Here is an 11,805-nt window from a genome sequence, read left to right as displayed (position 1 = left end):
CGCAGAAAGCAAGCTCGTCACCCTCGATCGCAGAACTCGCAACACACCCACCAGCCTCGGCCTCCCACACATCAATTCAAGGAAGTAGCGATGAGAATTCCGAACACAGCACAGCCATGCCCGCCGATAGTCCAGAAAAAGGTCTTCTTCCCGACCGCGATCCGTGGTCGCGAGGCAGAGCGGCAGGTGAGCGCCGCCAAGGCGGTGTGCGCCGGTTGCCCGGTGCGGGCCGAGTGCCTCACCTGGGCCATCAGACACCTTCCGGACGGGATCGCCGGTGGGATGACCCAGGACGAGCGCCGCCGGGAGCAGGCCCGACGCCGCGACGCGCGACGCCGCCGACGCACGCCGGAACGCCCCGCGGGCGGGACACGTGCCGAGATCGCGCGCGCCGGTCGGGCCGCGCTCGCCGCGGGCATGGATGTGCAGGACGTGGCCGGGAAGTTCGAGGTCAGCCTGCGCACCGCCCAGCGATGGGCCCGCAGCGCCACGTCCGGAACGCGGCGACGGCACATGACGGAGGGGAGCCGCGGCGGCCACCGGGCTCCCCTCCAGATCTCCCACACAGCACCCCAGGCAGGGACACGAGCGGAAGGGAACCGAGCCTAGATGAACACCCCCGACGAGCACGACGACCGCCCGCGAGCGGTCCAGCTGGCCGAGGCCGGCGCCGAGGCGTGGGTGACGGTTGTCCGCCACCAGCTCGACGCGTCGGCGGACCACAGCGACTTCTATGCGCTGGGCGGGGACATGGTCGCCACCCTGCGCGCGCTGCAGGACCTGGCCCGTCTGCTGGACCGGCAGGTGCAGCGCTACGGCGAGCAGCGCGGGGTCTACGACGACTCCGGCGAGGTCGACCCGCACGAGCGGCTCACCGCGGCCGCCGTCGAGATGGAGGCCGTCGCCGACGCACTGGGCTCGGTGATCTGGTCCGCCGATCGCTACTGGAACGCCATCAGCCACATCGGCGTCGACGACGGACCGGCCGCCGAGGGCGAGGTGTCCCGATGAACGCGCGGGTACGCCCGATCAGCGGCACCGTGGTCGCCGGGCTGCACCGGTGGATCGACGGCCACGACGCCCACGTGCAGGCCGCGGTCTGGCTGCTGCTCGCGCACGAGGTATGGCCACGGCGTGCGGACTTCCTGCGGGCGTGCGTGCACCACAGCCCCGACGGCGGATGGTGGATCGACTTCCGGGCTGCCCGCACCGCGTTCGACAACGGCGCCTTCGACACCGCGTCGACAACGGAACTCGCGGTGCTCGACCTGGCGATCACCCTGGGCACGGACCGGTTCCGGTTCCGGGCGATGGGTCCGGGCAACGCCCGCGCGGTCGCCACGGCGGTCGCCCACGCGGTCGGAGCCGACCGATGACCGCGCGCGCCGTGCTCTACGGCCTGCTCGCGGTCGTCGCGGGCGCGGCCGCGGTGCTGTCGTTTGCCGCCCTCCGGGACCTGGCCCTGGTGTGCGGGTTCTCCCGGCAGCTGGCCTGGCTCCTCCCGGTCGTGGTCGACGCGGGCGCCGCCGCGGGCTCACTGGTGTGGCTGGGCGGACGGACCGGGCGCTCGGCCCGCACCTTCGCCCGGTCGCTCGCGCTCGCCCTGCTGACGCTGTCGGTGGCCGCGAACGCGCTCGGGCACGGCCTGGCCGCGTTCGCGCTCGCCCCGGCGTGGTGGGTAGTCGTGATCGTCTCCGCCGTCGCCCCGGCCGTGCTCGGGGCCGTCGTGCACCTCGCGGTGCTGGTCGGCCGCGTCGACGACGTGCACGTCCCCGAACCGGACGACTCCGCCCGGCCCCCCGAACGGGTCGGGGAACTGATCGCCGCCGGTGCGGGCCGCCGACGGCTCGCCCGGGAGCTGGGCATCAGCGAGTACGAGGCCCGGCAACTGCTCGACCGCACCCGTACCGAGCCACCGGTCCTCGCCGTCAACGGCTCCGGAAGGACGTCGTCATGAATACCTCCCTCCTCACGCTGTTCGTGGTCCTGGCCACGATCGCCGCGATCTCCCACCGCCGGGGCGCCCTCGTGGTCGCCGTCGGAGCCAGCGTGCTCGCGGCCATGCCCGCGTGGGCCCTGATCCGCACCTCCCACCCGCTGCTCGTCGGCGCACTGTCAGTGGCACTGGCCGGGTGGTTGTGGATGCGGCACGGCCGCACGATGGCCACGGTCACCCGCTGGGGCAGCAGCAGCCGGCGCAAGGCCGGCGTCGCCTCGACGGGCGACATCGTCCGCGCGGGGTCGGCGCTGGCCATGCGCCGTCGGACCCCGCAGGTCCGGCCGTCGCTGCGCGCGACCTCGCGCTGGGCGCGGCTCGTGCAGCTGGTCCGGCTTCCCGCCGTCGCGGTGGGCGTCGAACTGTGTCGGGTCGCCGGGTTGAAGGTGTGGGCGTCGATCGAGGACGTCGTCCTCGCGTTCGGCGGGCCGCGCGTGGGCAAGTCGCAGTGGCTGGCCGGGCGGATCATCGACGCTCCCGGTGCCGTACTCGTCACCAGTACACGCACCGACCTGCTCAACCAGACCGCTGCCCTGCGGGCCCAGGTCGGGCCGGTGTTCGTGTTCAACCCCGTCGGGCTCGCCGGGCTGCCGTCGACGATCACGTTCGACCCGCTCACCGACTGCGGCGACCCCGTGGCCGCGAACGAGCGGGCCGCGGACATGCTCGCCGCCGCGAACCGCGGCGGGGGGCCGGACCGCGAGTTCTGGGACGACCAGGGCCGCCGCAACCTCGCCGCGCTCATGCACGCGGCCGCGCTCGGCGGGCACACGATGGCCGACGTCGGCACATGGCTGTCCGAGCTGGACGACCACGCGCAGCGCATCCTGCTGCTCCTGCGCAACCGCAGCCCGGAGCCGGCGTTCGAGGCGGCCGTCCGGCAGTTCATCGGGACGAACGAGCGCACCCGCACGTCGATCACGTCGACCATCGCCCCCGCGATCGGCTGGCTCACCCACGGCCCGGCCAAGGAGGCGGCCCGGCCGATCGCCGAGGGCGGGCAGCCGTTCGACGTCGCCGCCCTTCTTGCTGCGAAGGCGACGGTCTACATGCTCGGCGGTGAGGAGGCCCAGGTCGCGCCGCTGGTCTGCGCCCTCACCGGTTACATCGCCCGGCAGGCCCGCCGCCTTGCCGACCGTCAGCCCGGCGGCCGGCTCGACCCGCCGCTGTCGCTGCGTCTCGACGAGGCGGCACTGATCTGCCCCATCCCTCTCGACAAGTGGTCGGCCGACATGGGCGGGCGCGGCATCTCGATCGTGGCCTGCTTCCAGAGCCGGGCGCAGCTGGTGGACTGCTACGGGGTGGCCAAGTCCGCCGTCACGCTCAACAACTCCGGAGCCCGGGAACTGTTCGGAGGGACCGCCGACCGGGACGACCTCAACTACTGGTCGACGCTGGCTGGGGAGCGGGACGAGCCGACCACGACGACGGACCTGCACGGGCGGTTGGCGTCCCGCACTACGCGGCGGGTCCCGGTGCTCTCGCCCGCGCAGCTGGCGAACCTCCCGGCGGGGCGGGTGGTGGTGTTCCGCCGGGACATGCCGCCGGTCATCGGCCGTGTCGAGCAGGCCTGGCGCCGGGCCGACGTGCACGCCGTCCATCATCCCGACGCGCTCACCGTCCGGGCTCGGGCCTGGCGGCGCCGGCAGGTCACCCGCGCCGTCGCCGTCATCGCCCGCCGCACCCAGCCTGCCCGGACGTGGTTCGGGGCCCGCCGTCGCGCCCTCGTCGGATGGTGCGCCGCGCGCTGGACGGCGCTACGGGTGCGCGTCACCGGGCGCGGCAGACCGATCGAGTACCAGAGCCCGACCGTCGTGCCGGGGCAGGTGGTCGACCAGTACCGCAAGCCGCACGAGGCCGAAGTGATCCCGTTCCCGCAGCTTCCCTGCGACGAGCCGGACGATCCATGGGGGGACGCGCGATGACCATCCCACCCACGGTGCGGGAGATCGCCGAGCTGACCGCCCGCCTGCGGGAGCTGTCCGCCCGGGGGCGGGAGGTCGACCCGGACCAGCGGGCGGCGTTCCTGGCCGACAAGCACGCGCTGCTCAACCGCATCCGGCCCGCACCGCACGAGACCGCGTCGTCGCCGATGTCCGCCGAGGAGGCCGCCCGGCGGCTCACCGGGCCCGGCCGCTCCCTCGACGAGTCCCGCGCCCTGGTCCGTGACTACCTCGACGACACCTCCGACCGGGTGGGAGTGCCCGCCCACCTGTGGGGCCTCGACGAGTACGACCTGACGGCGATCGAGTCGTCCGGGCGCGGCGCCGACGAGATGCCACCGGTGGTCGTGCGCTGTCCGGAGGACCGGCCACGTGCAGATGCCCAGTATCTCGACGACCGGCGCGCCGACGAGGACTCCGCGGGCGACGACCTCACGCGGGGGATCGAGCGATGACCCGCCGCCGGCGCCTCCCGCGCTACCCGGCCGGCCGAGCCGCAACGACGTCGCGGCGCCGGATGGCGGCTGCCACCCGCCAGCCAGCGGTACGTACCACCCGGCCCGCGCCTGGCGCCCGGTGATCCCAGGAGGGGAACGCCATGACCACCGACACCACCGGGCCGCAGCCCGACCCCACCGTCGCCGCGCTCGGGCGCTCGGTCTCGCGCGCGCTGCGCCGGATCGACACGGTGGACACCAACCTGCTGCAGCTCGCATCGGACGTCGCCGCGCTGCGTGCGCTCCTCGGCCGGGCCGAACGCGCCGAGGAGCCGAAGGCGGCGGACGTCCGGTCCTGGCTGCTCGCCAACGACACCGTGCAGGCCGTGAAGGACGCGGCCGACCTGGCGGACTGGGTGGGTCGCGTCTACGTCCGCTACACCCGCGCGCAGCTGTCTTCCTGCTGGCTGTGGCACCCCGAGGCGATCGAGGAGCTGTGGTGGCTGCGCTGGGCGCACGCCGAGGCCTACCACCCCGAGAAGGGCTCATGGATGCGCGTCGGGGAGTGGCACGACCGGCAGCGCCCCGGCGTCGAGCGCCGCCTGAACGGGCTGCTCGGCAAGTGCTCGTTGTCGCGGCACGCCGACCGCAACGGACGCCAGGCCGACGTCGTGGAGCCGGTCCCGCCGCCGCTCGCTGACCATCACCTCGTCGTGGCTACCCACTGGGTCGCCATGCGCACTGCCGGTCCCGTGCCGACGGAGGACGTCCTCGCCGAGGCCGAGCAGGCCGAGTACACGCAGCACCGGGGGAGCAGATGACCGGCTGCGTCGTGCCCGGGTGCGGTCGACCGCACCACGCGCGCGGCTGGTGCCGGCCGCACTGGCGCCGTGCCCGTCGCGGCGCCGTCCGGCCCGACGACCCGATCCGCGACACGGCGGGGGCACCGAGCTACTTCGCCCTCCGTCGCAGGCTCACGGCCACGCGCGGCCCGGCCGCCGGCCGGGCCTGCGCCGAGTGCCCGCGCACGGCCTACCTGTGGTCCTACGACGGCGCCGATCCCGACGAGCGCACCGACCCGTCGCGCGGCTACCGCTACAGCCTCGACCTGGCCCGCTACCGCCCGCGCTGTCGCTCCTGCCACCGCCGCTCGACCGTCGAACCGCTCGACGCCGAACGCGTCGCCCGGCTCTACCGAGGCGGAGCCAGCTCCGCCGGAATAGCCGCACTGCTCGACACCAGCCCGAACACCGTCCTCCGACTCCTCCGAGCCAACCACGTCCCGATCCGATCCCGACGACGCCGAAGCCGATGACGACGCACCACTCCGAGAACACCAGTCCGCAGGACGACGACCGAGAGAAGACCCGTACCTACGCGAGCAAGAGCAAGACCCACACCCACGCATCACGATCCCGTGGTGCCCGTCGCGGGCCCTGGCGGGCCCGCTCGGAACCCGCCGTTCATGATCGACTCGGCGCTGAGGAGCACGCCTTGACCACCACCGGAAAGCACCTGCACGACGCCCGGCATCCGGCCGAGCGCTACGCCGCGATCTTCCTCGCCATCGCCCAGCGCGACCTCGGGTTGGCCCGCGCGAGCAGCCCCGAGATCCTCGCGGCCGAAGATCCGGAGAATCCCGACCCCGTGGCCGAGTACGCGGCCTGGGTCGAGCGGATGGTCGAGAGCGAGCGGTTCCATCGCCTGGCTGCGCTGCGCTCCGTCGAGGCCTGCCGCCGCGACGACGACAGCCCGGATCCGGGTCGGGCCCTGCTCGATCCGGCGGACGGCCCGGAGTTCGCCGACTCGGTCCGTCGGGCCCGCGCGGCGATCGCTGCCATGCTCGGCCCGGACCCCGTCGCGGCGCGCGCGGCTCAGCACGACGTCCTCGTGCGCTGGTACGCCGACGACGACGTGCACGGCGGGAGCTCGTCGTGTTGAGCGTCCACCGCGGGCACTCCGTCCGCTACCTCACCGACGAGGTCGCGAAGGCCCGCGAGGGCTACTACACCGGCGCCGTCGCCGCGGGCGAGCCTCCGGGGCTCTGGTGGGGCAAGGGAGCCGAGACACTCGGGTTGGCCGGAGAGGTCGACGCCGACCTGATGGAGGCCATCTACACGCGCCTGCTCGACCCGCGTGACCCTGCCGCGCACGACCGCACCACCTGGGACGAGGCGGAGGCCCTCGCCGCCGGTCACCGCAAGTACCGCACCGCGGAGCAGATCTACGCCTCCCTGCTCGACGCCCGCCCGGACGCCGGCCCCGAGGAGCGCGCGGCGCTGCGGGCCCAGGCCGGGCGCTCGGCCCGGCAGGCCGTGTCGTTCATCGACGTCACGTTCTCCGCGCCGAAGTCGGTGACCGTCACCGGTCTGGCGTTCGAGCGTGCGGCCAACGACGCGCGGCTGCGCGGCGACGTCGTCGCGGCGCAGGCGTGGGACACCCACGCCCAGGCCGTCGAGGACGCGATGATGGCCGGCGTCCGCGCCGGGCTCGCCTATCTGCAGGAGCACGCCGGCTACTCCCGGGTGGGCCACCACGGGGGCGGGGCCGGGCGCTGGATCGACGCCCACGAGTTCGTCGTCGCCCAGTTCTTCCAGCACGACTCCCGCGAGCGGGACCCGCAGTGGCACATCCACAACGCGATCCTCAACCGCGTCCTGTGCGCTGACGGCGTCTGGCGCGGCGTCGACGGGCGCGCGATCGACGAGCACAAGGCCGCCGCCGGCGCGATCGCCGAGCGCGTCATGGAGGCGCACCTCGCGCAGTCGCTCGGCGTGCGGACCGAGACCCGGCCCGACGGGAAGGCGCGCGAGGTCGTCGGCGTCGACCGCGACCTGATGGACCTCTACTCGTCGCGGCGCGCGCAGATCGGCCCGAAGGCCGCCGAGCTGATCCGCCAGTTCACCGCCGCACAGGGCCGCGAGCCGTCGCCGTACGAGAAGGTCGTGATCCACGAGCAGGCGACGCTCGTGACCCGCAAGGCCAAGTCCCATGACGGGGAGACGCGGGAGGAGCAGTTCACCCGGTGGGAGGAGATGGCCCGCGGCCGGGTGACCGGCGGGCTCACCTCGCTGGCCGAGCAGCTGGTCGCCCGCGCCCAGGACCCGGGCGAGGACGCCGAGTTCTCCCCGCGCGACGTCATCGAGCGCGCGGTCGCCGACATCAGCGCGACCCGCGCGCACTACTCGCGCTCGGACATGGTCCAGGCCGTCTCCAACGCGCTTCCCGGTCACCTGGGCGTCGCGCCCGAGGACGTGGAGCCGCTGCTGATGGGGTTGACGGACGCCGCGCTCGACCTCGCCCAGCGCCTGACGCCGGTCGAGGACGCCGACGCGCTGCCCGACGAGCTGCGGCTCGCGAACGGCGAGTCGGCGTACGCCCGGCACGGGTCGGTCCGCTACTCCACGCCCGGCCAGCTCGCAGCGGAGCGATCGCTGATCGCGGCCGCCGTGCAGCGCGGGGCCCACCGGCTCACCGAAGAGCGGGTCGACGAGGTGTGCGGGCGGTTCGCCGAGTCCGGCACCCGCCTGGGCCCGGACCAGGAGGCCGCGCTGCGCGGCGTGCTGACCTCCGGTGCGCAGGTCGAGGTCCTGACCGCCGCGGCGGGCACCGGCAAATCATTCGTCGTCGGCGCGATCGCCGGCACCTGGACCGACCCGGAGGGCGATCCCGACGTCGAGCTGCCCCGACGCGTGTTCGGGCTCGCGCCGTACCAGAACGCGGCCGAGGTGCTCGCCGGTGAAGGTCTGGCGACGAAGAACGTGCGCGCGTGGCTCGCGACGCAGAACCGCATCGACCGCACCCGACCTGGCCAGCACGCCACCGGCCCGACCGGCGACGACGAGGCGTGGCGGCTCCGCCGTGGCGACCTGGTGGTCGTCGACGAGGCCGGTACCGCGGAGACCGGTGATCTCGTCGCGGTCCACGCCCGCTGCCAGTCGGCCGGGGCGAAGCTCCTGCTCGTTGGCGACCCACGCCAGCTGACTGCGATCGGTCCTGGCGGTGCACTCGCCGACATCGGCGAGCACGGCATCACCTACCAGCTCTCCGAGGTCCGCCGGTTCGACAACACCTGGGAGGGCCCGGCGTCGCTGCGGCTGCGCGACGGCGACCCCGACGTGCTCGCCGAGTACGCCAAGCGCGGCCGGCTCATCGACGGCGGCACTGCCGAGCAGGCCGAGGCGGCCGCGTCGCGGGCGTGGCTGGCCGACACGCTCAACGGACGTGAGTCGCTACTGATGGTCGGCACGAACGCGACCGCCGCGCGGGTCGCGGCCGGTCTGCGCTCCGAGCTGGTCCGGCTGGGCCGGGTGGAGGAGGACGGCGTCCCGCTCGGCGAAGGGCCGGCGCTCGCCGACTGGCGCGGCACGGTCGCCGGGGTCGGCGACCTCGTGCAGGCTCGCGCGCTCGCCTGGCACCTGCGCGGGTTCGAGGGCAACACGGCCGCCCCGATCACCCGGCGGACCTACCGGGTGCTCGCCACCCGCCCCGACGGCGGGCTGACCGTCGCACCCGTCGACCGCGCCGCCGAGGACGGCGAGCGCAACGCCTGGGGAGAGATCCTCGGCGCGCCGATGCAGCTGCCCGGCACCTACGTCCGCGATCACGTCAGCCTGGGCTACGCCAGCACCAAGGACGCCGCGCAGGGCCGCAACGTCGACACCAGCCACTCCGTGATCGGCCCCGGCACGGACGCCGCCGGCCTCTACGTCCCGGCGACCCGCGGCCGCGAGCGAAACACGATCTACGCCGTGACCCGCCACCGCGCGCCCGACGCCGAGACCGGTGAGACGTTCGACGTCGCCGAGCGCACCCCGGAGGCCGTGCTCGCCGACGGTCTCGCCAACCTGCGTGAGGACCGCTCCGCACAGGCCGAGCAGGCCCACGCGGAGACCGAGGCCCGTTCGGTGATGACCCAGGTCGACCGGATGGCCGACCTCATTCGCGAGGTAAACGCCGGTCGCACCGCCTCGACGCTCGACCGGCTCGCCGCCGTAGGGCACCTCACGCCGCACGAGCGCGGCCTTCTGGCCGCCGACGACGCCTTCGGCTCGTTGGAGCGGCTACTCCGCACTGCTGAGCTTGCCGGCCACGACGCCGAGCAGGTGCTGACGGAGGCAATCGAGTCCCGCAGCCTGATGGGCGCCGACTCCCCGGCCCAGGTCATCCACCACCGCATCACCCACGCCCTGAACGGCCAGCTCACCCCGCACCTCAGCGGGGGCGCGGCCGACCTGATCCCGCACCACCTCCGCGACGCCGCCGACGCGCTCCCCGCCGACGAGAAGCGCGCCGCCCGGCTGCACCAGCTCGCCGACGCAGCCGACACCCGCCGGTACGAACTCGGCGCGCTTACCGCGGAGCAGGCGCCCGCCTGGGCGATCGATGCCCTCGGGCCCGTCCCGGACCCGGAGCAGGTCGTCGCCCGCCAGGACTGGGAGCAGCGTGCCGGCTGGGCCGCGGCCTACCGCGAACTCGTCGACCACACCGACGAGCACGACCCGCTCGGCAACGCCCCCGGCAAGGGCCGCGTCGAGCACGCGGTGATGTTCCGGGCCGCGCACGAGGCCCTGGCCCTCGTCGACGCCGGAGCCGAGGAGGCGAACCTGTCCGACGGCGCCCTGCGCGCCCGAGTCCGTGCGTACGAGCGCGAACTGACCTGGGCGCCGCGCTGGGTCGACGACGAGCTCGCCGCCGCCCACCAGGCCCACAGCCGCGCCACGACCGATGCGACGGTGTGGACCGCCCGTGCCGATGCCCCCGACACCGCCCCTGCCGACGCGGCCCGGCTCCGTGCCGACGCCGAAGGAACTCGTGCCGAGGCCGCGCGACTGGCCGAGCAGATCACGCAGCTCGAGGTCGCGGACGAGGCCCGCGCCCGGTGGTTCACCCACACCGCGGTCACCCGAGACCTCGCCGAGCGGTCCGGCGTCGAGCTGAAGGCCCGTGGCGTCGACCCAGACCACCCGGCGGACCGGACGACGGGCCCGGAATGGCTCGCTCTGCACCGCGCCGAGCAGGCGGATCGGGAGCGCGAACAACCCGTCACCGAATCCGACGTCGACGAGCGGTGGGACGACGAGCAGCTCAGCCCGACGAGGCCACCCGAACGCGATCGCGTCGAGACCGAATTTCCGGATGTGCGGGATGTCAGCACCATGGATCCGACGGAGACCGCCGACCCTGCTCAGCGGCGCCGGGTCAGGCCCGTGGACGAGACGACGGTCGCCGTCCATCGCGCGCAGCTGTCGCTGGCGGAGATCGCGCAGCGCGAGGCGGCCGACGCCGCACGGGAGGCGTCCGACGCGGCTGCGCGAGACGCGACCGAGTCCGCTCGACGGGCCGAACTCACCGACTGGTCCACCGGAGCCGGCCATGAGGGCGACGCCGACGGAGTCGTGGACGACATCCCCGTGCTCAGTCGCGACGAGTGAGGTCCCGCTGTTCCGTCGCCGTGCTCGCAGCCAGATCCGCCGCCCACGTGACGGCAAACCCGGCCCCTTCCAGCTCCGCCCGCGTCTCGGCGATGTCCTGGCGGCGCAGTTCGCGCCACAGCGCCAGCAACTCGGCGACGGGCGCCGGCAGCTGCGCGCCCGGATGGCGCACCACCGGCCCCCACTTCGGCCGGACGGGATCGCCGCGGAGCTGAAAGGGGTGCCAGCGGACGACGTGGTCCACCAGGTCCGCATCCAGGACCACGAGCCCGAGCGGGAACGGCCCGCCCGGGAGGTCGAGGGCCGCGCACAGATCGGAGTACTCCCAGACGACGACCACCCGGGTCGCGAGAACGACCGACGGGAGCAGTCCGAGCGCGGTCACCGCAGCCGCGGCGTCCGCACCACGTCGGAACGGCCGAGCGGCCACACTGCCGACGTAGGGCTGCCGCAGGTGCTTGTGCAGCAGGTGCACCGCGGGCGGCGGCACCGCACCGCCTCTAAGCAGGGCAGCATTGACGAGGTCAAGGCTGCCCGACTCCACGGCGTCGATCAGCGGGCCTAATGCAGGATCCATCCCCGAAGTGTGAACCCAATCCCCGACAACCGTCGCCGATGAGCAGTCATGACCCGGAACTCGACACGCCCCCTCGCCATCGGCGGTTGCGGTGAGCGTCCGACGGTCGTAGTGGTCTCACCTCGAAAGTGCTCAATTGCCTGGGGTTCGAGAACTCGGTAATTCCACTTCGCGAGGATAATTGAGTTTCGTCTATTCGGCCGTCGACACTTCGACTCATGAAGAACCGGGGCCGAGCTCGACTATAGATGGGAGGCGGCCTTCGTGCGGCACTAACGTCCGCCTATATGCTCAGCGGAGCCGTTGCGGAGTCCCACCAGGGAGTCGGGACGAACAGTGTCTGATCTAGGTCTAGGCCGTGTGATGCCGGTTCCCCAAAATCACCTCGCTCGGCGCGACGATCGAACTCTTCGACGGC

11 protein-coding genes are annotated in these 11,805 nt (G+C 73.6%); 10 read left to right on the top strand and 1 reads right to left on the bottom strand.

All coding sequences use genetic code 11. From position 1 onward, the window contains the following. Positions 1–90: 90 nt before the first annotated feature. The 10 genes from Q1K26_RS06090 to mobF all read left to right on the top strand — a co-directional run bounded on the left by Q1K26_RS06090 (position 91) and on the right by mobF (position 10,810). Entirely contained in the window at positions 91–609 is a 519-nt protein-coding gene (locus Q1K26_RS06090; protein WP_300008293.1) for a WhiB family transcriptional regulator, read from the top strand. Beyond that, the gene (locus Q1K26_RS06085; protein WP_300008292.1) at positions 610–1,011 is read left to right on the top strand and encodes a hypothetical protein; all 402 of its coding nucleotides are present in this window, start codon (positions 610–612) and stop codon (positions 1,009–1,011) included. It begins immediately after the preceding gene. Continuing rightward, positions 1,008–1,376, top strand: a complete 369-nt coding sequence (locus tag Q1K26_RS06080) for a hypothetical protein (protein WP_300008290.1) — start codon at positions 1,008–1,010, stop codon at positions 1,374–1,376. Before Q1K26_RS06085 ends, Q1K26_RS06080 begins: the two co-directional genes overlap by 4 nt. Continuing rightward, positions 1,373–1,957 carry a DUF2637 domain-containing protein gene (locus tag Q1K26_RS06075; RefSeq protein ID WP_300008289.1) on the top strand — a complete coding sequence of 195 codons (585 nt, stop codon included), beginning with the start codon at positions 1,373–1,375 and terminating at the stop codon, positions 1,955–1,957. Before Q1K26_RS06080 ends, Q1K26_RS06075 begins: the two co-directional genes overlap by 4 nt. After that, positions 1,954–3,921 (top strand): TraM recognition domain-containing protein, encoded by a 1,968-nt coding sequence (locus Q1K26_RS06070; protein ID WP_300008287.1) that lies wholly within the window; start codon positions 1,954–1,956, stop codon positions 3,919–3,921. The genes Q1K26_RS06075 and Q1K26_RS06070 overlap by 4 nt, the downstream gene beginning before the upstream one ends. Then, a complete protein-coding gene (locus tag Q1K26_RS06065) occupies positions 3,918–4,394 on the top strand; it encodes a hypothetical protein (protein ID WP_300008285.1) in 477 nt (158 codons plus the stop codon). The genes Q1K26_RS06070 and Q1K26_RS06065 overlap by 4 nt, the downstream gene beginning before the upstream one ends. A 143-nt stretch (positions 4,395–4,537) precedes the next feature. Continuing rightward, positions 4,538–5,197 carry a hypothetical protein gene (locus Q1K26_RS06060; protein WP_300008283.1) on the top strand — a complete coding sequence of 220 codons (660 nt, stop codon included), beginning with the start codon at positions 4,538–4,540 and terminating at the stop codon, positions 5,195–5,197. Continuing rightward, on the top strand, positions 5,194–5,691 hold the full coding sequence (locus Q1K26_RS06055; RefSeq protein WP_300008281.1) for a hypothetical protein: 498 nt from the start codon (positions 5,194–5,196) through the stop codon (positions 5,689–5,691). Before Q1K26_RS06060 ends, Q1K26_RS06055 begins: the two co-directional genes overlap by 4 nt. Before the next feature lie 179 nt (positions 5,692–5,870). Continuing rightward, positions 5,871–6,317: a hypothetical protein gene (locus tag Q1K26_RS06050; RefSeq protein WP_300008271.1), complete on the top strand. Its 447-nt coding sequence runs from the start codon at positions 5,871–5,873 to the stop codon at positions 6,315–6,317. Then, positions 6,311–10,810 (top strand): MobF family relaxase, encoded by a 4,500-nt coding sequence (mobF, locus tag Q1K26_RS06045; protein ID WP_300008269.1) that lies wholly within the window; start codon positions 6,311–6,313, stop codon positions 10,808–10,810. The genes Q1K26_RS06050 and mobF overlap by 7 nt, the downstream gene beginning before the upstream one ends. Here mobF and Q1K26_RS06040 read toward each other — a convergent pair. Further along, positions 10,794–11,387, bottom strand: a complete 594-nt coding sequence (locus tag Q1K26_RS06040) for a hypothetical protein (protein WP_300008267.1) — start codon at positions 11,385–11,387, stop codon at positions 10,794–10,796. The genes mobF and Q1K26_RS06040 overlap by 17 nt on opposite strands. Positions 11,388–11,805 lie beyond the last annotated feature (418 nt).

Origin of the sequence: Pseudonocardia sp., assembly GCF_029263155.1 — a bacterium.
Classification (GTDB): domain Bacteria; phylum Actinomycetota; class Actinomycetes; order Mycobacteriales; family Pseudonocardiaceae; genus Pseudonocardia.
Note: the sequence above shows the minus strand (reverse complement) of the source record. Positions and strands in the feature narration are given on the sequence as shown.